Genomic DNA, 18,604 nt, shown 5'->3' with positions numbered 1-18,604 from the left:
GCTGCCTCGGCCCGGCGGTCAGCCGCCGACGGCCGGGTCCTCCTCGGCGTTGACCATGAAGTACGCGGCCCGCTCCAGGTAGTCCCAGAGCGTGGTGGCGATCTCCGGTTCGAGGTCGAGCCGGTCCACGGCCCGGCGCATGTTCCGTAGCCAGGCGTCCCGTTCGGCCGCGCCGATCCGGAACGGCGCGTGCCGCATCCGCAGCCGCGGGTGACCACGCTGGGCGGAGTACGTGTTCGGTCCACCCCAGTACTGCATCAGGAACAGGGTCATCCGATCCGCGGCCGGCCCCAGGTCCCCCTCCGGGTACATGGGCCGCAGCAGCGGATCGTTGGCGATGCCGGCATAGAACTCGTCGACCAGCTTGCGGAAGGTGGGCTCGCCGCCGACCGCTTCGAAGAGGGTCGTCGAAGCACCGGGACGCTCGGATTCACCTGCGGGGTTCACCGTTCCATCCTGCCAGGTGCACCGAGTGCCGGACGGACCCGCGCACCGTGCGTCGGATCACGCCGGGCCGATGCCCCGCGTCCGGCCCGCTCCGGGTCCGGGCGGGCGGGACGGGTCAGGTGACCGCGTGCCGGCGGTGGCCGTCGCCGGCACGCGGCTCGGCAGGGCCGGCCGCCGTGTCGCCGGTGGCGGGGTCGTCCGGGTCGGGCGGCTCGGCGTTGGCCGCCGTGGCTGCCGTGATCGCGTCGCTGAACGCCTGCCGATCCGGCCAGCGCAGCGCGGCCACCGCCATCAGCACCACGCCGGCCGTGCTCCACAGCCCCACCACAAGGGGGATGTTGTCGAAGCGGTCCGCGATCAAACCGGTGACCAGCACGGCGAAGCCCTGGATGACCTGGACGCCGGTCGCCATCACTCCGAAGGCGCGGGCCCGGAAGCCGTTGGGCAGTGCCTGGACGAAGAGCCCGTTGGCCATCGGCAGCATGCCGGCGACCGCGAAACCGCAGAGAGCGGCGAGCAGAGCCACCGTCAGCGCGGGCGGATCGAACAACGTCGGCACCAACGCCAGTGGGGCGAGCACCGCGAGCGGCCGCATCAGCTTCAGCCGGCGTGCCGGCCCGAAGAGGCGGCTCACCAGCAACCCGCCGAGGATGAAACCGACCGGGCTGGCCACCATGATCACCGCTTGGGCCGTGCTCGCGTTCAGGTCGCCACCGCCCTCCTCGTTGGCCCAGCCGACGGCCAGCCCCTCGGGGAGGATCGAGAAGAGCATCGCGCTGAACACCAGCAGCGCGATCGCCCGCAGCACCGGTGTGCCGAACACGATGGTGAAGCCCTGGCGGGTCTCCTGTAGCAGGTGGCTGCGCTGCGCCGGGTTCGGCACCGCCGATCGGTCTCGCACGCCGAGGCGGACCAGCAGCGCCGAGGCGCCGAACGTGGCCGCGTTGAACAGCAACGCGACCTGCGGGTTGACCGAGGCCGCGGCGGCGGAGCCGATCACGTACCCGACGATCTGCGCCGCCTGGCCCACGCTGGCGTTCAGCGACAGCCCCAGCACCAGCCGGTCCCCGGCGAGCATCTGCGGCATCAGCGCGGACTTCGCCGCCTGGCTCGGTGGGTTGGCCAGCGTCGCGGCGAAGATGAGTACCAGCACCGCCTGGTACGGCAGTTGCGGGATGGCGATGAGCAGCATCAACGCCATCCGGATGAGGTCACACGCCACCATCACCCGCCGGTACGGGTACCGCTCCGCCAGTGCGGCGAGCACCGGACCACCGAGCAGCCAGGGCAGGAAACTGACCGCGAAGGCAGCCGCGGAGAGCCCTACCGAGTCGGTCTTCTGATAGACGAGCAGGGTGACGGCGGCCTTCGCTACGTAATCGCCGACCCAGGAGAGAGCGCTTGCCATGAACACGGCGCGGAACTCGTGCTGGGCGAACACTTCGCGAAAAGTGGCTGGGCCTTCCGCGGAAGGTCGCTCGTCGGGCACCGTCGCCTCCATCGGCCTCCGGGTCGGCCGCTCGTGGCAGCCCGGCCGGAGGCGCTCGTCAGATCACGGATCAGCGAGGTTGTGATCACGCTTTGGCGGGAACGCGTGCTCCGGATTCTGCCCGATCGTCTGACAACTATCTAGGTCGAACGGATCGTTCGTCGCTTCCCCGACTGAACGAACGGACGATACCTGAGGGGCCGGGCGGCTCGCGACCCCTGAATTCGAGGACAATGGCGGGTGGGTCAGGTGGCACCACCCTGGCCTGTTTCACCGTCGGGCAGTGGGCGGGGGGGCAGCCCGGGAAAGATGCGGGCCGCCGCGATCTGCGCGGTGATGCCCGAGTTCTCCAGCGCCTCCGCCAGCCGCCGACGCAGCTCCCGGCCCACCGCGAACTGCCCGTCCGCTGTCGTCTTCACCACCGTCCGGATGACCGCACCGTCCACCGTCACCTGCTCGACACCCAACACCTCCGGCGCCTCGACGATCTCCGGTGACAGCTCCGGGTCCACCGCCACCGAGGCGGCCGCGGTCCGCAGGACGGCGGTGGCCTCCTCGGTGCTGTTGAACCCGATCGGCAGGTCCACCACCACGAGCGCCCAGCCCTGGCTCTTGTTGCCCACCCGGATGATCTCGCCGTTGCGGATGTACCAGAGCACGCCGCGACCGTCGCGCACAGTGGTCACCCGGAGCCCGACCGCCTCGACCACGCCCATCGCCTCGCCCAGGTCGACGTTGTCGCCCACGCCGTACTGATCCTCGATCAGCATGAACAGGCCGGCGATCAGGTCTTTGACCAGGCTCTGTGCGCCGAAGCCCAGCGCCACGCCGGCGATCCCCGCGCTGGCCAGCAGCGGCGCCAGGTCGAAGCTGAACTCACGCAGGATCATCAGCAGCGCGATGCCGAAGACGAACGCGGTGGTCAGGCTGCGCAACACCGAGCCGATCGCCTCGGCCCGCTGCCGTCGCCGCTCGGGTACGAACTCGGTCGGGTCGACCGCCGCGCTGGGCACCCGCTCGCGCAGCGGCCGCAGCATCGTCGGCACCGCGCCGTCGGTCGTCGTACGGACCAACCGGTTGATCGTGCGGTGCACCGCCCAGCGGGCCACCATCGCCAGCGCCAGGATCAGCAGCACCCGCAGCGGCTTGAGCAGGATCCAGTAACTGCCCTCGGCGAACCAGGCCGACCTGGTCAGCTCGTACAGGAATTGGCAGGAGGAACTGCCCTGGCAGTTCACCGACCCGGCGGTGGACAGGGCAAGGGGCATCACGCTTGCGGCACTCACCCTGTCTTCGTACCGCAAGGAGCCCGCGCGGCCACCGCCGACCCACCGGCCGGGTGACCTGCCGCCGAGGGCAGGGCCGGATCGGGGCGAACCGGCCATCGTGACAGGTGCGGGAGAGAGCTTCGTACCCGGCCCCGGATTAGTACGTGCAATCCGGGGTCCGATCAGGGACTATTGGCGCAACGGACGTCGGTGATCGGCCGGCGTCGACCGTGTGGGTGGTCATGCCCGGACCTCGGTCGACGGCGGTACGCAGCAGCCGCTGAACCGGGAGGGTGATCGCGATGCCTGACATACGACCCACGGTGGGCTCCGGCGCGTTGGTCCTCAACGCCACCTACGAGCCGCTGTGTGTCGTGTCGGTGCGCCGTGCCGCGATCCTCGTTCTCTCTGCCAAGGCCGTCTGCGTCGCCGACGGCGATGGCATTCTGCACAGCGCCCGCGACGCGCTCCCGGTGCCGTCCGTGGTCCGGCTGACCCGCTTCGTCCGGGTGCCGTACCGGACGCACGTCGGGTTGTCCCGGCGGGCGATCTTCGCCCGGGACGGGTGGCGGTGCGCCTACTGTCGGGGTCCGGCCGAGACCATCGACCATGTCTTTCCCCGCAGCCGGGGTGGCCGGCACGCCTGGGAGAACGTGGTCGCCGCGTGTGCCCGGTGCAACCACACCAAGGGCGACAAGACGCCGGCGGAGATGGGGTGGCGGTTGCATGCGCTGCCCGCGGCACCGAAGGGCACCGCCTGGCGGGTGCTCGGGCATCGCGCCCCCGACCCCCGCTGGGCCGACTGGCTGGACCTGCGGGAGCCGGAAGCCGCCGCCTGACTCCGAACGGTGCCGTCAGGCTCCGGGTTGCTGGTCCGCTGCCCGGCGCGCGGCTCGCTCGTTGCGGTCGACTGCTCGACCGTGCGCGACCGTCAACAGCCGGTCGATCTCGGGTAGCAGGTGCGGGCCGGGCATGACGATGCTGGCGAACCCGTGCAGCGCGTAGCCCGGGTGCGGTGTGAGGGTGTCCAGTCGGGCGAAGTCGAACTCGTCCCGGTGGTCCTCGAACGCCTTGGGCGGGAAGCCGAAGCGTCGCTCGAATTCGCTCCGGCCCAGGTCCAGGTTGAGGCGGAAGACACCGGGGCGGTCGAGCTGTCCGGCCTCGTCGAAGCCGGGCACGTCGTGCTCGACGACTGTGGCGAACGGCTGCCGGCGGTCCGGGCCGACGAAGAAGAACCGGTCACCCCAGGCTGCCTCGGGTGATCCGTTGTCCTCGCTCGCCACGACCTGCTCGACGCCGGGCAGCGCGACGATCCGATCGGCCAGCACGGCCGCGTTGACACCGGTCGGGATGTGCAGGACCGCGTCGGCGTGTTCGATGGTGGCCCGGTCCAGCGGGACGTACCGGTAGTCGTGCGTCCGCTGCTCGGCCGGCCCGATGTCGGCCGCCGGCACGTACCGGGGAATGTCGGTCTCCTGCTGGAGCCTGCCCTCGTAGGTCGACGCGGCCGGTGCCTCGATGCCGAGCGCCGGGCTCGCCCCCAGACTGCCGACGATCACCGCGTAGCGGTCGCCCAGCAGCGACGCGACGATCGCGCCGGCACCGGCCCACGACACCTCCGCGCCGGCAAGCGTCATCGTGCCCGCCTGACGCTGGAGGTGCGTGTTGTGCGCGAAGACGAGCGTGGGCCCGCGGTGGGCCTCGGCGGATCGGATCGCGAGCAGGTTCTCGGCCATCAGCGCGTCCCGCACCGCGGCCAGGCGGGCGAAGCGTTCCTCCTGCGCCAGTGGGGCGGCGGCCGCGGCGTGGTAGCGCAGCACCGCGACCGCGGACGTCGCCTGCACGAACGCCGCCGGCCAGCCCGCGGCCTTCCCGGGTGCCCGCAGGTACAACTCGGTCAGGAGGTCGTCGGCGAGCACCCGCAGTCTTTCGGCGTCGGTCGAGCGCCCCACCGACCGGCCCGGCTCCCAGATCGCGGCCGGGTCACTCCACCGCGCCTCGTCGCCGACCAGGTCGTCGATCTCGGCGGATCGGTCGAGGCCCAGGAAGTCACAGACCCGGATGAGGTGGCGTCGCGGGCTCGGTGCGTTCGCGAGTTCCAGGGGGGCGTCGAAGCCGTAGAACGTCAGGCGTTCGGCGACCGGGCGTCCCGCGTTCCACTCGCGCATCCGCAGCAGGAGGTCGCGGTTGGCCGGGGCGGTGCCGAACCCGTGGCTGAACCCTTCGGAGAGCGCCCGTTCGAGCGGTACGGCAGCGCCCTGCACGAACTCGTCGGCGATCAGCCCGGCCGCCCGGTCGCTCTCCACCGCGATCGACAGGTAGCCGTGCTCCGCCAGCGACAGGAAGGCGTCATTGCGGAGTTGGAGGAAGGCGGACTCGCCGTGCGTCGGCTCACCGAGCGCGAGCAGGTCCGGGGACACCGCGAGCAGGTCGAGAAGAGATGGCATTCCATAAACCGTATCGTTGAACCTGCGGTTGAGACTCAGGAGCGATGGAGCACGGGTGACACCCACAAAACCCTCAAACCCCGGAGTACGCCCGGTGGACCTCGCGCGCGCCCACGGTCTCTCCGCGCAGGCCGTGCGCAACTACGAACGGGACGGCGTCCTGCCGCCGGCCCAGCGCACGCCGAACGGCTACCGCCGGTTCACCGAGACGCACGCGAGGGCGTTGAGTGCCTACCTCGCGCTGATCGTGGGCCACGGCTACGCGGCCAGCGGCGAGATCATGCGGGCCGTCAACCGGGGTGAGGTCGACGAGGCGTTGCGCACCGTCGACGAGGGGCATGCCCTGCTCCAACGCGACCGGGAGACCCTGGACGCGGTCGAGTCGGCGGTGGCGGCTCTCACCGGAACGAGACCGCAACCGCGGAGCCAGACAGCCGTGCCGATCAGCGTGCTGGCCCATCGGCTCGGTCTACAGCCGGCCACGCTGCGCAAGTGGGAGCGGGCCGGAGTCCTGCGGCCGGTGCGCGATCCGGTGACCCACTACCGGGTCTACCTCCCGGACGACGTCCGCGACGCCGAGTTGGCGCACCTGTTGCGCCGTGGTGGATACCGGCTCGACCACATCGCCGCAGTGCTGGATCAGGTGCGCGGCGCGGGCGGCACCGAACCGCTCGCCGCGTCGCTGGGCCGGTGGCGCGAACGGCTCACCGAGCGCGGCCGGGCCATGCTCACCGGGGCCGCCCGGCTGGCCGACTACCTCGACGCTGGTCCAGCTACCTGTCGCCGTAGTGGTACCGACAGGCGATGATCTCGACGTCGCCCTTGCTGACCCGGTACACCAACCGATGTTCGCGGTCGATCCGGCGGGACCAGAAGCCGGACAGCTCGCCCCGGAGGGGCTCTGGCTTGCCGATACCCTCGTATTCGTTGCGCATTACGTCGGCGATGAGGTCATTGATGCGCTTGACCAACTTGCGGTCGGTGTGGCTGAGGTACTGGTTCCATGCCGTCGCGGTGAAGACCAGCCTCACGCGACGTCCCGGACGGTGCTCGGGTCGACCAGGTCGCGCTCGGCCGTGTCACCGGCCTCCAGTTCGGCGACCGAGCGGCGCAGGGCTGCGGCGTTACTCGGGTTGCGCAGGAGATACTCGGTCTCCTTCATCGCCTCGTACTCTGCGAGCGGCACGATGACCACCGGGTCGTGGCCTGATCGGGTCACCACCACCTCCTCCGCATCGTTGATGACGCTGTCGAGTTCGGCGGCCAGGTTCTGTCGAAGCTGGGTGAAGTTCACGGTGCGCATGGTCACCTCCACGTAAGTACAGAAAACTGTACCTGAGACCGGTGAGGTGGCCACCGTCGAAACACTGGCCGCCACTTTCCATACGTGACGGGCAGGTTCGCGCAGCTGTAGAACATTTGGTTCTACACTGGGTCCATGGAGCGTATCGGGGTCCGGGAGCTGAACCAGAACACGAGTCAGGTGCTCGCTCGGGTGAGTGGCGGCGAGACGGTGGAGATCACCGATCGCGGGCATCCGATCGCCCGACTGATCCCGGTCGGTGACGACAGATCTGTGCTGGCCAAGCTGGTAGTGGCCGGACGGGCCGTCGCGCCAACCGGGAGCGGCCCTGTCCCGCTTCCGCCAAAGCTCGGCGCCGAGGACGTGGACGTGGCTGCCGCTCTCGCCGAGATGCGCGACGAGGAGCGCTGGTGATCTATCTCGACTCCGCCGCCGTCGTGAAGTTGGTTCGCCAGGAGGCGTGCAGCGCTGACCTCGTCTCCTGGCTCAACGCGCAGGGCGACGTCCCGCTGGTCTCCTCCGCTCTCGTCGAGGTTGAGGTGCCCAGGGCGTTGCGCCGGTCAGCACCGCAAGCGTTGATCGGAGTGCCGGTAGCTGTCGGACGGCTCTTTCGGCTGGAGATCGATGGCACTATCCGCGCCACCGCCGCCGCCTTTGCGGAGCCGACGCTACGCAGTCTCGACGCCATACACCTTGCCACGGCTCAGGTCCTGACGAACGAGTCCGGAACCGCGCTCATCGCATTCGTCAGCTACGACCGGCGGCTGCTCGACTGCGCCAAGGCCGCCGGGTTACCTGTGGCAAGCCCAGGCCAGAACTGACCGGTAATTTCGATTCGCCCGTCCTCAACGCGCCTTGACCAACGAGGCGAATACCACCACGTTGTCGGAATAGCCGGTCTCGCCGCCGACCCACTGGCCACCGCAGGTGATCAATCTGAGGCTCGGGCGGCTGAAGTCGCCGTACACCTCGTCCACCGGCAGTTGGCCCTTGTCGAACTTCTCCACCGAGTTCACCTCGAAGACCGCCACCCTGCGGTCGGTGCGGGTGACCTCGATCTGGTCGCCGTCGCGCAGTTCACGGAGTTGGTGGAAGACCGCCGGCCCGCTCGTGGTGTCGACGTGCCCGACGATCACCGCCGGACCGTACTGGCCGGGGGTCGGCCCCTGGTCGTACCAGCCGGCCTCCTGGGCGCGGGCCGCGTCCGGCACCGCGATGGTGCCGTCCGAAGCGATACCCACGTCGTGCACGGGCGCCCGCAGGTCGATCTTCTCGATGGCGAGGCTGGTCGGACGGCTGGCCGTCAGCACCGGGAACTTCTTCGGCGGCGGCCGGAATCCAGCGCTGAGCCGGTCCGGTAGCAGGCTCATCCCGGTCACCTGTTCGACGCCGAGCATCGCGACGATCAGCACCATCACCGCGGCGATGGCCAGCACCGGCAGCCCCGGTCCCGTACCGAAACGGGGCCGGAACGACCGCGATCCGGCCGGGCCGCGCGGCGGCAGCGGAGCGACGGTCGGATCCGGGGTGGCGAGACTGGCCGACCCGGCCTGCCCGGCGACCCGACCCAGCCGGCCGGAGGCGCGGGCCACCAGCCGGCCGGAGGCGCGCAGCAGCGGCCCGGCCTGGAAGCGGGCGCGGCGGTCCGGCCGCGCGCGCGCGGATCTGCGGGTCATGGGTCACCCGGCTCAGGAGCCGGCTCCGGTCCGACGTCGGCCGCCCGCCATCCCGAGCGCGACCGCGGTGGCGACAAGCGCCACGCCGCCGAGCACCAGCAACGAGCCGGTGCCGCGGCCGCCGGCTGTCCCGCCGCCACCGGTCGCCGGTCCCTTGCTGGGGGAGGCCATGTTCAGCACGGTGAGCGTGGTCGAGGCCGTCTGGCCGTTCTCGCAGCGCAGGTCGACCGGGTAGTCACCGGCCGGCTTGTCGCGGATGATGGTGGCCTGCGCGGTCAGGAAGCCCTTGTCCGGTTTGAGGGTCACGTGCCCGAACGCGTCGGAGTGCACGCTGGACTGGCGGTTGTTGTTGGCGTTGTCGCAGCCCGCCTTGATGTTGACCCGGCTACCGGCCTGGGCGCTGTTCGGCATGACCTCGACGAAGACGTTCTCGCCGGCGCGCGCCGGTACGGCCGACATCAGGACGAACGCACCGACCAGCGCTACCAGTGTCAGTGCGGACGAGAGCGCGCGGTTGATCGTGCGGATTCCCTGCATGATTTCCCCCCAACCGGCGACGACCGCCGGAACCTCCGCCCCTCATTCCGCCTCCGCGCCGAAGGCGGCACTCCGGACGGAGGAAGGGCGTCCCCTGGGCACGGCGCTGCTTTCCCGCTGGCTCGGGGCCAAACCCAGGTCAGCCGCGGCGGGGGGAGGGGAGGGCGGTGATCGGTCGCCAGTCGAGCGGGGAGGAAAGCACCATCGTGCTCGACGGTTGGCCGTACGGGGCGAGCCGGTCGATGACCGCCTCGAAGTCGCCGATCGAGCCGGCGGCCACCTTGAGCATGCTGCACGCGTCACCGGTGATCCGGTGGATCTCCAGGATCTCCGGCCAGCCGGCCACCGCCGGGTCGTGCAGGATGCAGCGCGCGCCGTAGCAGGACATCCGGATCAGCGCGACCACGGTACGGCCGGCCCGGGTCAGGTCGACATGGGCGTGGTAGCCGGTGACGACCCCGGCCTCCTCCAGCCGGCGAACCCGCTCCGCGACGGCCGGTGGAGACAGGTGCACCCGCCGGGACAGCTCGCTGAAGGAGAGCCGCGCGTCGGCCTGCAACTCGCGCAGCAGCGCCCAGTCCATGTCGTCCACGCTCAGACCTTACTTTCGTGAACCGAATTCGCCTACTTGCCTTCGGTTCGTCAAGACAACACGGCGAGAGCCGTTGATCCGGCATTCCGCAGGCCGATCCGACCGCGAGATCATGACGTCGACAGGTCCGGGGGAGGGAGACGACTGGTGGATCAGACGGAGCGGCGGGCGCCGAACCGCCCCGCCTCGGTGCGGCCGGTGACCCCGCGACAGCGGGCCGCCCGTGCCGCACGCAACGGCGGGGAGCCGACCCTGGAGTTCGCCGACCTGGTGCCCTACGACGCGTACGTGCGGGCCAGCGCCCTGCACCAGTTGCAGCAGCCCCTCAGCGACGACCCCGGCGAGATGTCCTTCCTGATGGTCAGCCAGATCATGGAGCTGTACTTCGGGCTGACCTGCCACGAGCTACGGGAGACCCAGCGCCTGCTGCGCGCCGACCGGGTCTGGGATGCGCTGGCCCCGCTGCGCCGCGCCACCCTGCACCTGGAGGGGCTCAACGCCGCCTGGCAGGGCCTGCGCTGGATGACGCCTGCCGACTTCAACAGGTTCCGCAACCTGCTCGGCGAGGGCTCCGGCTTCCAGTCGGCGATGTACCGCCACCTGGAATTTTTGCTCGGCCTGCGCGACCCGGCGCTGATCAGGCCCTTCCGTCGGCAGACCGAGGTGCACGGCGCCCTGAGCGCCGCGCTGACCACCCCGAGCCTCTGGGACGACGTGGTCGCGCTGCTCGCCCGGCGTGGCTTCGACCTCCCCGCCGACCTGCTCGACCGCGATGTGGCGGTGGAGCACGATCCGCAGTCGTCGGTCGAGGCGGCCTGGGTACGGATCTACGGCGACACCGGCCCGGACAACCATCTGCGCCTGCTCGGCGAGGCGCTCAGCGGCGTCGCCGAGGAGTTCGGCGACTGGCGCTGGAACCACGTCAAGGCGGTGCAGCGGACGATGGGCGCCAAGGTCGGCAGCGGCGGCTCCGCCGGTCTGGCGTGGTTGCAGCGCAGCATGTCCCGGGTGGTCTTCCCGGAGCTGTGGTCGGCCCGTACCGCGATGTGACCGGAGAGCGAGACATGCACACCCCTGAACAAGAAGCGCACCGCCTCGACGAGGCCGACCCGGGCCACCGGCACCTGTTCCACGTGCCGCCGGCCGACGGCGGCGACCACCCCGAGTCGGCGTACCTGGCCGGCAACTCGCTCGGCCTGCAACCCCGGGCCACCCGCGACGAACTGCTGGCCGATCTGGACGCCTGGGGCCGGCTCGGCGTGGAGGGGCACCTGGAGGCGGAGCGCGCCTGGCTGCCGTACCACGAGCTGTTGACCGCACCGGCCGCCCGACTGGTCGGCGGCCGGCCCGCGGAGACCGTGGTGATGAACTCGCTCACGGTCAACCTGCACCTGCTGATGGTGAGTTTCTACCGCCCGGCCGGCGCCCGCACCCGCATCGTCATCGAGGACGCCGCGTTCCCCTCGGACAGCTACGCGGTGCGCAGCCAGGCCCGCTTCCACGGCCTCGACCCGGACGACGCAGTGGTCCGGTTACGCCCGCGCCCCGGCGAGGACGCGCTGCGCACCGAGGACGTGACCGCCTACCTGGCCGCCGAGGGCGACCGGGTGGCGCTGGTGCTGCTCGGCGGCGTCAACTACCTGACCGGCGAGTTGTTGGACATCCCGGCGATCACGGCCGCCGGCCGGGCCGCCGGCGCGGTGGTCGGCTGGGACCTGGCCCACGCGGTCGGCAACGTGCCGCTGGCCCTGCACGACTGGGACGTCGACTTCGCGGCCTGGTGCTCCTACAAGTACCTGAACTCCGGCCCGGGTGCCCTGGCCGGCGTCTTCGTGCACGAGCGGCACCTCGGCGACGAGAGCCTGCCCCGCTTCGAGGGCTGGTGGAGCACCGCGGCGGCCACCCGGTTCGAGATGACCCCGGTGTCCCGGCCGCCGGCCACTGTGGAGGCCTGGCAGATCTCCAACCCGCCGATCTTCGCGATGGGTCCGGTGCGCACCTCGCTGGAGCTGTTCGACGCGGTCGGGATGACCGCGCTGCGCGCCCGCAGCCTTCGCCTCACCGGCTGGCTGGAGACCCTGCTGGACGAGGTCGTCGCCGACCGGCCGCTGCGCGTGATCACCCCGCGCGACCCGGCCCGGCGAGGTAGCCAACTCTCGGTCCGCATCGGCGCCGGCAGCGCCGCCGAGCTGACCAAACGCCTGCGGTACGAGCACGGCGTCATCGCCGACGCCCGGGAGCCGGACGTCGTCCGGTTCGCCCCGGTGCCGCTCTACTCGACGTACCACGACTGCTGGCGGGCCGCCGCCGCGCTGGCGGCGACGGTGGGGGAGGTCAACCCATGACCGCACGACGGGACGAGATCGCGGTCATCGGTGCCGGGCTGGCCGGCTGCCTGGCCGCCTGCTTCCTGGCCCGGCGCGGCTACCCGGTGGCTCTCTACGAGCGCCGCTCCGACCCGCGGGCCGGTACGGCCGAGCGCGGTCGCTCGATCAACCTGGCGCTCTCCGAGCGTGGGCTGGACGCGTTGCGCCGGATCGGGCTGGCCGAGCAGGTGCTGACCGACGCGCTGCCGATGCGCGGCCGGATGATCCACCCGGTCGAGGGTGAGCAGCAGTTCCAGTCGTACAGCGCGGCCGGGGACCGGGCGATCAACTCGATCAGCCGGGGTGCGCTGAACAACGCTCTGCTGGACGAGGCCGCCGCGCTGCCCGGGGTGCGGGTCGTCTTCGACCACCGGCTGGTCGCGCTCGACCCGATCGACGGAACCCTGAGCTTCGACACCCCGCAGGGCACGGTCGCCGCGAAGGCGTCGGTCGTGCTGGGCGCCGACGGCGCCGGCTCCGCGGTACGCGGGCAACTGCTCAGCCACGGGCTGCTGGACGAGAGCGTGGACTTCCTCGACTACGGCTACAAGGAGCTGACGATCCCGCCGCTGGGCGGGGACTTCGCGCTCGATCCGGACGCGCTGCACATCTGGCCGCGCGGCACCTCGATGATGATCGCGCTGCCCAACCCGGACCGCTCCTTCACCTGCACGCTGTTCTGGCCCAACGAGGGCGACGGGAGCTTCGCGGCGCTGGACAGTCCGGCGTCGATCGAGGAGCACTTCGCCACGCACTACCCGGATGTCATCCCGTTGGCGCCGAACCTCATCGACGACTACCAGCACAACCCGGTGGGCGTGCTCGGCACGGTCCGCTGCGCCCCGTGGCAGGTCTTCGGCAAGGTGGGACTGCTCGGTGACGCGGCGCACGCGATCGTGCCGTTCTACGGTCAGGGCGCCAACTGCGCGTTCGAGGACGTGGTCGAGTTGGACCGCTGCCTGGACGAGTGCGCCGACGACTGGTTGGCGGCGCTGCCGCTGTTCCAGCGACGCCGCCAGGAGAACGCCGAGGCCATCGCCACGATGGCGCTCACCAACTTCGTGGAGATGCGGGACCGGGTTGCCTCCCCGGTCTTCCAGCTCCGCCGCAGGATCGAGCACGCCCTGGAACGGGCCCTGCCCGGCCGGTACGTTTCCCAGTACGAGCTGGTGTCCTTCTCCACCACCCCGTACGCGGAGGTGCGCCGCCGGGTGCGCCGGCAGCATCGGGTGCTCGGCGCGGTCGTCGGCGGGGCCGCGTTGCTGCTGCTCGGCGCGACACTCGGTCGAGGGAGGCGCGGATGACCGCCAACTGGGATGCACGACTGATGGCCGGCCACCCGCCGGCCGGGCCGCAGCGGTTGCGTAACTTCGTCGGCGGCGAGTTCGTCGACGGCGGGTCGACGTTCGCCAAGGCCAGCCCGGTGACCGGGGAGCCGGTCTTCGAGGTGGACGAGGCGTCGCGGTCCACGGTGGACGACGCGGTGGCCGCCGCCCGCGCGGCGCTGCGCGGGCCGTGGGGTCGGATGGGCGAACGGGAACGCGCCGAGGTGCTTCGCCGGGTCGCCGACGAGTTGGAGCGCCGCTTCGACGATCTGGTCACCGCCGAGGTCGCCGACACCGGCAAGTCCATCGCCCAGGCCCGCACGCTGGACATTCCGCGCGGCGCGGCGAACTTCCGGGCGTTCGCGGAGATCGTGGCGACCGCGCCCACCGAGTCGTTCACCACGGTCACCCCGACCGGTGGCCGGGCGCTCAACTACGCGCTGCGCAAGCCGGTCGGCGTGGTCGCGGTCATCGTGCCGTGGAACCTGCCGCTGCTGCTGCTCACCTGGAAGGTCGCCCCGGCGCTGGCCTGTGGCAACGCCGTGGTGGTCAAGCCCAGCGAGGAGACGCCCGCCTCGGCGACGGTGCTCGCCGAGGTGATGGCCGCCGCGGGCGTACCGGCCGGGGTGTTCAACCTGGTGCACGGCTTCGGACCGGACTCGGCCGGCGAGTTCCTCACCCGGCATCCGGGCGTCGACGCCATCACCTTCACCGGCGAGTCGGCCACCGGCGGCGCGATCATGCGGGCCGCCGCCGACGGCGTGAAGGCGGTCAGCTTCGAGCTGGGCGGCAAGAACGCCGGCCTGGTCTTCGCGGACGCCGACCTGGACGCCGCCGTGGCCGGCTCGGTGCGGTCCAGCTTCACCAACGGCGGGCAGGTGTGCCTCTGCACCGAACGCATCTACGTGCAGCGCCCGGTCTTCGAGGAGTTCACCGCGCGGCTGGCGAAGCGGGCCGGCGAGCTGGCGTACGGGTGGCCGACCGACGAGGCCACCGCCACCATGCCGCTGATCTCCCACCAGCACCGGGCGAAGGTGCTCGGCGCGTACGAGCTGGCCCGCTCCGAGGGCGCCGAGGTGCTCACCGGTGGCGGTACGCCCACCTTCGGTGACGCCCGTGACGGCGGGTCGTACGTGCAACCGACGGTGCTCGCCGGCCTCGGCCCGGACGCCCGCACCAACCGGGAGGAGATCTTCGGGCCGGTGGTGCACGTCGCGCCGTTCGACACCGAGGACGAGGCGTATGCGCTCGCCAACGGCACCGAGTACGGCCTGGCGGCGACCGTGTGGACCCGGGACGTGGGCGTCGCGCACCGGGCCGGCGCCCGGCTGGACGCCGGCATCGTCTGGGTCAACACCTGGTTCCTGCGTGATCTGCGAACCCCGTTCGGCGGGGTGAAGGCCTCCGGCATCGGCCGGGAGGGTGGCGTGCACTCGTTGAACTTCTACTCCGAACTGACGAACGTCTGCGTGGACCTGTCGTGAGCCAAGGCGAGGGAGCGGGCATGGAAGCTGACATCGAGGCCGCCAACCGGGAGCTGGCCGAGGCGCGCAGCACCGGCAAGCCCTGCCCACCGCTGCGCGGGCGGCTGCTGCCGGAGGGCGACGTCGAGTCCGCGTACCGGGTGCAGCAGCTCCACACGCGGGCCTGGCAGGGCCGTGGCGAACGCCGGGTCGGCGCCAAGATCGGGCTGACCTCCCGGGCGGTGCAGGAGACCTTCGGGGTGTTCCAGCCGGACTTCGGCCTGCTGACCGACGCGATGGCGGTCGGCGACGGCGTCGAGGTGCCGATCGACCGGCTGCTCCAGCCCCGGGTCGAGGCGGAGATCGCGTTTGTGCTCGACAAGGATCTCGCCGACCCGCAGATCACCACCGTCGACCTGATCCGCGCGGTGGACCACGTGCTGCCGGCCATCGAGATCGTCGACTCGCGGATCGCCGGCTGGGACATCTCCATCGTGGACACCGTCGCGGACAACGCTTCCAGCGGGCTGTTCGTGCTCGGCACCACGCCCCGCCGACTCGCCGACGTCGACCTGCGGCTGTGCGGAATGGTGCTGGAACACGCCGGCGAGCCGGTCTCGGTCGGCGCCGGCGCGGCCTGCCTGGGCAACCCACTGCACGCCCTGCACTGGTTGGCCAGCACGCTCGCTCGCGCCGGTGACCCGCTGCGCGCCGGGGACGTGGTGCTCTCCGGGGCGCTCGGCCCCATGGTGCCGGTCACCCCGGGAGCCGCGTACGAGGCGCGGATCTCCGGGCTCGGCTCGGTGCGGACCTGTTTCAGCCGAGGGGAGTCAGCGTGAGCGTCGGTGTGGCGGTGCTCGGTTCCGGCAACATCGGCACCGACCTGATGATCAAGGTTCTCCGGCTGAGTGACAGCCTGCGGATGGTGGCGATGGCCGGCATCGACCCGGCCTCCGACGGGCTGGCGCGCGCCCGCCGGCTCGGCGTGGCCACCACCGCCGACGGTGTGGACGGGCTCGTGGCGATGCCCGAGTTCGCCGACGTCGAGCTGGTGTTCGACGCCACCTCGGCCGGCGCGCACCGACGCCACGACGAGGTGCTGCGCGCACACGGCCGCACCGTGGTGGACCTGACCCCGGCCGCGCTCGGCCCGTACGTGGTGCCGCCGGTCAACCTCGACGAGCACCTGCACGAGTCGAACGTCAACATGGTGACCTGCGGCGGGCAGGCGACAGTGCCGATCGTCGCCGCGGTGCGCCGGGTCACCCCGGTGGCGTACGGGGAGATCGTCGCCTCGATCGCGTCGAAGTCGGCCGGTCCGGGCACCCGGGCCAACATCGACGAGTTCACCGAGACCACGGCCCGGGCCATCGAGGTGGTGGGCGGGGCCGAGCGGGGCAAGGCGATCATCGTGCTGAACCCGGCGGACCCGCCGTTGCTGATGCGCGACACCGTCTACTGCCTCTGCCCGGACGCTGACGCCGACACCGCCGCCATCGCCGCCTCGGTCGCGGACATGGTGACGGCCGTGCAGGAGTACGTTCCCGGCTACCGGCTCAAGCAGGACGTGCAGTTCGACCGGGTGCGGGCGTACGTGCCGACGCTCGGGCGGCAGCTGACCGCGTTGCAGGTGTCGGTCTTCCTGGAGGTCTCCGGAGCCGGGCACTACCTACCGGCGTACGCCGGCAACCTGGACATCATGACCTCCGCCGCGCTGCGTACCGCGGAACGGCTGGTCGCCCTGCGATCGTCGGAGGTGGCCGCGCGATGACCGACCTGTACATCCAGGACGTGACGCTGCGCGACGGCATGCACGCCATCGCCCACCAGTACACCGTCGATCAGGTACGCACCATCGCCGCCGCGCTGGACGCCGCCGGGGTGGACGCCATCGAGGTGGCACACGGTGACGGGCTCGCCGGCTCCAGCGTCAACTACGGCCACGGCGCGGCCAGCGACGCCGAGTGGATCTCCGCGGCCGCCGAGGTGCTGACCACGGCGAAGCTGACCACCCTGCTGCTGCCGGGCATCGGCACGATCGCCGACCTGAAGGCCGCGAAGGCGCTCGGGGTGACAAGCGTCCGGATCGCCACCCACTGCACCGAGGCGGACATCTCCGCCCAGCACATCTCCTGGGCCCGGGAGAACGGCATGGACGTCGCCGGGTTCCTGATGATGTCGCACATGTTCGATGCGGCCGGGCTCGCCGGGCAGGCCAAGCTCATGGAGTCGTACGGGGCGCACTGCGTCTACGTCACCGACTCCGGCGGTCGGCTGCTGATGTCCGACGTGGCGCAACGCGTCGACGCGTACCGGCAGGTCCTGGCACCGGAGACGCAGATCGGCATCCACGCGCACCACAATCTCTCGCTCGGAGTGGCCAACAGCGTGCTCGCCGTCGAGCACGGCCGGGTCACCGGCTCCGGGCCGGCCGGCCCGGACGCGCCGCACGGCCGGACCGTCCGCGTCGACGCCTCCCTGGCCGGCATGGGCGCGGGTGCCGGCAACGCGCCGCTGGAGGTGTTCGTGGCGGTCGCCGAACTGCACGGCTGGAAGCACGGCTGCGACGTGTTCGCGCTGATGGACGCCGCCGACGACATCGTGCGCCCGCTCCAGGACCGGCCGGTCCAGGTGGACCGCGAGACGCTCTCCCTGGGGTACGCGGGGGTGTATTCCAGCTTCCTGCGGCACGCCGAACGGGCCTCCGCCAAGTACGGCGTGGACGTCCGCTCGATCCTGGTCGAGCTGGGCCGGCGTCGGATGGTCGGCGGCCAGGAGGACATGATCGTCGACGTCGCACTCGACCTGGCCGGCACGGAAGGTGGCGCAGCATGATCGGCGTAGACATCACGGGGATCGCCGAGAAGCTGGGCGTGGCAGCGGCCACGGCCACCGCGATCCCGCAGCTCGCCGCCGAGACCGGCCTCGACGTGGACACCGCGTACGGCGTGCAGGCCGCGCTGCTCCAACGCCGGCTGGACGCCGGTGAGCGGCTGGTCGGGCTGAAGATGGGGCTGACCAGCAGGGCGAAGATGGCTCAGGTCGGCGTGGACGAGGTGATCTGGGGACGGCTCACCAACGCGATGCGGGTGCCCGACGGCGGTGCCGTGGACCCGTCCGCGTACATCCATCCCCGGGTCGAGCCGGAGGTGGCGTTCCTGCTGGACCGGCTGCCCGAGCCGGGCGAGCCGGTCGGCGACTTCGCCACTGCCGTCCGCGCGGTCGCGCCGGCCATCGAGCTGATCGACTCCCGGTACGCGGACTTCCGCTTCGCACTCCCGGACGTGATCGCCGACAACACCTCGGCCGCCGCGTTCGTGATCGGGCCTTGGTCGCCGGTGCCGGCGGGTCTGGACAACCTGGGCGTGCTGCTGGAGATCGACGGGCGGGTGGCGCAGGTCGGTTCGACGGCGGCGATCCTCGGCGATCCGCGCCGGGCGCTCGACGAGGGCATCCGGCTTGCCGGCCGGCACGGTGTGCGGCTGGAGTCCGGGTGGGTGTTCCTGGCCGGTGCCGCGACCGCTGCCGTGCCGCTGCGTCCCGGCGCCCACGTCCGCGCCGTCGTGGAGAAGCTCGGCACGGCGTCTTTGCGGGTGTCCTCGTGAGTGCGGCCGTGGGGGTTCCGGGCAGCCCGACCGGCTCCCCGGGGGGGGGGGGGAGGCCGGGGCCCGGGGCGGGGGGCCGGGCCACG

At 71.5% G+C, this 18,604-nt stretch carries 21 protein-coding genes; 12 read left to right on the top strand and 9 right to left on the bottom strand.

Annotation, left to right across the window (positions count from 1 at the left end):
• Nucleotides 1-18: 18 nt before the first annotated feature.
• The 3 genes from AB0C01_RS19310 to AB0C01_RS19300 form a co-directional block, all read right to left on the bottom strand.
• Nucleotides 19-447 (bottom strand): globin, encoded by a 429-nt coding sequence (locus AB0C01_RS19310; protein WP_357254620.1) that lies wholly within the window; start codon nucleotides 445-447, stop codon nucleotides 19-21.
• Nucleotides 448-562: 115 nt separating this feature from the next.
• Nucleotides 563-1,948 carry an MFS transporter gene (locus tag AB0C01_RS19305; protein WP_357571758.1) on the bottom strand — a complete coding sequence of 462 codons (1,386 nt, stop codon included), beginning with the start codon at nucleotides 1,946-1,948 and terminating at the stop codon, nucleotides 563-565.
• 233 nt (nucleotides 1,949-2,181) lie between these two features.
• Nucleotides 2,182-3,204: a mechanosensitive ion channel family protein gene (locus tag AB0C01_RS19300; protein ID WP_357254769.1), complete on the bottom strand. Its 1,023-nt coding sequence runs from the start codon at nucleotides 3,202-3,204 to the stop codon at nucleotides 2,182-2,184.
• 302 nt (nucleotides 3,205-3,506) lie between these two features.
• Here AB0C01_RS19300 and AB0C01_RS19295 point away from each other — a divergent pair, with 302 nt between their 5' ends.
• Nucleotides 3,507-4,043 (top strand): HNH endonuclease, encoded by a 537-nt coding sequence (locus AB0C01_RS19295; RefSeq protein ID WP_030333470.1) that lies wholly within the window; start codon nucleotides 3,507-3,509, stop codon nucleotides 4,041-4,043.
• Between the two features lie 15 nt (nucleotides 4,044-4,058).
• Here AB0C01_RS19295 and AB0C01_RS19290 read toward each other — a convergent pair whose 3' ends face one another.
• On the bottom strand, nucleotides 4,059-5,651 hold the full coding sequence (locus AB0C01_RS19290; RefSeq protein ID WP_357254616.1) for a DUF6194 family protein: 1,593 nt from the start codon (nucleotides 5,649-5,651) through the stop codon (nucleotides 4,059-4,061).
• Between the two features lie 94 nt (nucleotides 5,652-5,745).
• Here AB0C01_RS19290 and AB0C01_RS19285 point away from each other — a divergent pair, with 94 nt between their 5' ends.
• Complete coding sequence (locus tag AB0C01_RS19285) at nucleotides 5,746-6,459, top strand: TioE family transcriptional regulator (RefSeq protein ID WP_357254614.1); 714 nt, start codon at nucleotides 5,746-5,748, stop codon at nucleotides 6,457-6,459.
• On the opposite strand, the gene AB0C01_RS19280 is transcribed toward AB0C01_RS19285, so the two are convergent.
• A complete protein-coding gene (locus AB0C01_RS19280) occupies nucleotides 6,425-6,682 on the bottom strand; it encodes a Txe/YoeB family addiction module toxin (protein ID WP_357254612.1) in 258 nt (85 codons plus the stop codon). The two genes, AB0C01_RS19285 and AB0C01_RS19280, sit on opposite strands and share 35 nt — an antisense overlap.
• Complete coding sequence (locus tag AB0C01_RS19275; RefSeq protein WP_357571757.1) at nucleotides 6,679-6,954, bottom strand: type II toxin-antitoxin system prevent-host-death family antitoxin; 276 nt, start codon at nucleotides 6,952-6,954, stop codon at nucleotides 6,679-6,681. Before AB0C01_RS19275 ends, AB0C01_RS19280 begins: the two co-directional genes overlap by 4 nt.
• Before the next feature lie 135 nt (nucleotides 6,955-7,089).
• Between AB0C01_RS19275 and AB0C01_RS19270 the strand changes: the two genes are divergently transcribed.
• Together AB0C01_RS19270 and AB0C01_RS19265 are read left to right on the top strand one after the other, a co-directional pair.
• Nucleotides 7,090-7,368, top strand: a complete 279-nt coding sequence (locus tag AB0C01_RS19270) for a type II toxin-antitoxin system prevent-host-death family antitoxin (protein ID WP_357254608.1) — start codon at nucleotides 7,090-7,092, stop codon at nucleotides 7,366-7,368.
• Nucleotides 7,365-7,775 carry a type II toxin-antitoxin system VapC family toxin gene (locus AB0C01_RS19265; RefSeq protein ID WP_357254606.1) on the top strand — a complete coding sequence of 137 codons (411 nt, stop codon included), beginning with the start codon at nucleotides 7,365-7,367 and terminating at the stop codon, nucleotides 7,773-7,775. Before AB0C01_RS19270 ends, AB0C01_RS19265 begins: the two co-directional genes overlap by 4 nt.
• Nucleotides 7,776-7,799: 24 nt before the next feature.
• Here AB0C01_RS19265 and AB0C01_RS19260 read toward each other — a convergent pair whose 3' ends face one another.
• The 3 genes from AB0C01_RS19260 to AB0C01_RS19250 all read right to left on the bottom strand — a co-directional run bounded on the left by AB0C01_RS19260 (nucleotide 7,800) and on the right by AB0C01_RS19250 (nucleotide 9,759).
• On the bottom strand, nucleotides 7,800-8,567 hold the full coding sequence (locus AB0C01_RS19260) for a class F sortase (protein ID WP_357571883.1): 768 nt from the start codon (nucleotides 8,565-8,567) through the stop codon (nucleotides 7,800-7,802).
• A gap of 75 nt (nucleotides 8,568-8,642) precedes the next feature.
• Nucleotides 8,643-9,167 (bottom strand): hypothetical protein, encoded by a 525-nt coding sequence (locus tag AB0C01_RS19255; protein ID WP_357254604.1) that lies wholly within the window; start codon nucleotides 9,165-9,167, stop codon nucleotides 8,643-8,645.
• A 139-nt stretch (nucleotides 9,168-9,306) separates the two neighbouring features.
• Nucleotides 9,307-9,759, bottom strand: coding sequence for an Lrp/AsnC family transcriptional regulator (locus tag AB0C01_RS19250; RefSeq protein ID WP_357373455.1), 453 nt, complete (start codon nucleotides 9,757-9,759; stop codon nucleotides 9,307-9,309).
• Between the two features lie 147 nt (nucleotides 9,760-9,906).
• On the opposite strand from AB0C01_RS19250, the gene AB0C01_RS19245 reads away from it, so the two are divergent.
• The 8 genes from AB0C01_RS19245 to AB0C01_RS19210 are packed head-to-tail and all read left to right on the top strand — an operon-like array spanning nucleotide 9,907 to nucleotide 18,518.
• Nucleotides 9,907-10,809, top strand: a complete 903-nt coding sequence (locus AB0C01_RS19245) for a tryptophan 2,3-dioxygenase family protein (protein WP_357254600.1) — start codon at nucleotides 9,907-9,909, stop codon at nucleotides 10,807-10,809.
• A gap of 14 nt (nucleotides 10,810-10,823) precedes the next feature.
• Nucleotides 10,824-12,104 carry a kynureninase gene (gene kynU / locus AB0C01_RS19240; protein WP_357254598.1) on the top strand — a complete coding sequence of 427 codons (1,281 nt, stop codon included), beginning with the start codon at nucleotides 10,824-10,826 and terminating at the stop codon, nucleotides 12,102-12,104.
• The gene (locus AB0C01_RS19235; RefSeq protein ID WP_357254596.1) at nucleotides 12,101-13,429 is read left to right on the top strand and encodes an NAD(P)/FAD-dependent oxidoreductase; all 1,329 of its coding nucleotides are present in this window, start codon (nucleotides 12,101-12,103) and stop codon (nucleotides 13,427-13,429) included. Before kynU ends, AB0C01_RS19235 begins: the two co-directional genes overlap by 4 nt.
• A 23-nt stretch (nucleotides 13,430-13,452) precedes the next feature.
• On the top strand, nucleotides 13,453-14,934 hold the full coding sequence (locus tag AB0C01_RS19230; RefSeq protein WP_357254765.1) for a 2-hydroxymuconic semialdehyde dehydrogenase: 1,482 nt from the start codon (nucleotides 13,453-13,455) through the stop codon (nucleotides 14,932-14,934).
• A gap of 20 nt (nucleotides 14,935-14,954) precedes the next feature.
• Entirely contained in the window at nucleotides 14,955-15,752 is a 798-nt protein-coding gene (locus tag AB0C01_RS19225; RefSeq protein WP_357254594.1) for a fumarylacetoacetate hydrolase family protein, read from the top strand.
• Nucleotides 15,749-16,684 carry an acetaldehyde dehydrogenase (acetylating) gene (locus AB0C01_RS19220; RefSeq protein ID WP_357254592.1) on the top strand — a complete coding sequence of 312 codons (936 nt, stop codon included), beginning with the start codon at nucleotides 15,749-15,751 and terminating at the stop codon, nucleotides 16,682-16,684. Before AB0C01_RS19225 ends, AB0C01_RS19220 begins: the two co-directional genes overlap by 4 nt.
• The gene (dmpG, locus tag AB0C01_RS19215) at nucleotides 16,681-17,748 is read left to right on the top strand and encodes a 4-hydroxy-2-oxovalerate aldolase (RefSeq protein WP_357254590.1); all 1,068 of its coding nucleotides are present in this window, start codon (nucleotides 16,681-16,683) and stop codon (nucleotides 17,746-17,748) included. The genes AB0C01_RS19220 and dmpG overlap by 4 nt, the downstream gene beginning before the upstream one ends.
• On the top strand, nucleotides 17,745-18,518 hold the full coding sequence (locus tag AB0C01_RS19210) for a fumarylacetoacetate hydrolase family protein (protein ID WP_357571756.1): 774 nt from the start codon (nucleotides 17,745-17,747) through the stop codon (nucleotides 18,516-18,518). The genes dmpG and AB0C01_RS19210 overlap by 4 nt, the downstream gene beginning before the upstream one ends.
• Nucleotides 18,519-18,604 lie beyond the last annotated feature (86 nt).

The sequence above is a fragment of the Micromonospora sp. NPDC048905 genome (assembly GCF_040649655.1).
GTDB lineage: Bacteria > Actinomycetota > Actinomycetes > Mycobacteriales > Micromonosporaceae > Micromonospora.
Note: the sequence above shows the minus strand (reverse complement) of the source record. Positions and strands in the feature narration are given on the sequence as shown.

Bases quoted from the DNA above. Each gene is read 5' to 3' on its own strand.
- AB0C01_RS19305 (WP_357571758.1), bottom strand. From the start codon at position 1,948: ATGGAGGCGACGGTGCCCGACGAGCGACCTTCCGCGGAAGGCCCAGCC.
- AB0C01_RS19300 (WP_357254769.1), bottom strand. From the start codon at position 3,204: ATGCCCCTTGCCCTGTCCACCGCCGGGTCGGTGAACTGCCAGGGCAGT.
- AB0C01_RS19295 (WP_030333470.1), top strand. From the start codon at position 3,507: ATGCCTGACATACGACCCACGGTGGGCTCCGGCGCGTTGGTCCTCAAC.
- AB0C01_RS19290 (WP_357254616.1), bottom strand. From the start codon at position 5,651: ATGCCATCTCTTCTCGACCTGCTCGCGGTGTCCCCGGACCTGCTCGCG.
- AB0C01_RS19275 (WP_357571757.1), bottom strand. From the start codon at position 6,954: ATGCGCACCGTGAACTTCACCCAGCTTCGACAGAACCTGGCCGCCGAA.
- AB0C01_RS19270 (WP_357254608.1), top strand. From the start codon at position 7,090: ATGGAGCGTATCGGGGTCCGGGAGCTGAACCAGAACACGAGTCAGGTG.
- AB0C01_RS19255 (WP_357254604.1), bottom strand. From the start codon at position 9,167: ATGCAGGGAATCCGCACGATCAACCGCGCGCTCTCGTCCGCACTGACA.
- kynU (WP_357254598.1), top strand. From the start codon at position 10,824: ATGCACACCCCTGAACAAGAAGCGCACCGCCTCGACGAGGCCGACCCG.
- AB0C01_RS19235 (WP_357254596.1), top strand. From the start codon at position 12,101: ATGACCGCACGACGGGACGAGATCGCGGTCATCGGTGCCGGGCTGGCC.
- AB0C01_RS19230 (WP_357254765.1), top strand. From the start codon at position 13,453: ATGGCCGGCCACCCGCCGGCCGGGCCGCAGCGGTTGCGTAACTTCGTC.
- AB0C01_RS19225 (WP_357254594.1), top strand. From the start codon at position 14,955: ATGGAAGCTGACATCGAGGCCGCCAACCGGGAGCTGGCCGAGGCGCGC.
- dmpG (WP_357254590.1), top strand. From the start codon at position 16,681: ATGACCGACCTGTACATCCAGGACGTGACGCTGCGCGACGGCATGCAC.
- AB0C01_RS19210 (WP_357571756.1), top strand. From the start codon at position 17,745: ATGATCGGCGTAGACATCACGGGGATCGCCGAGAAGCTGGGCGTGGCA.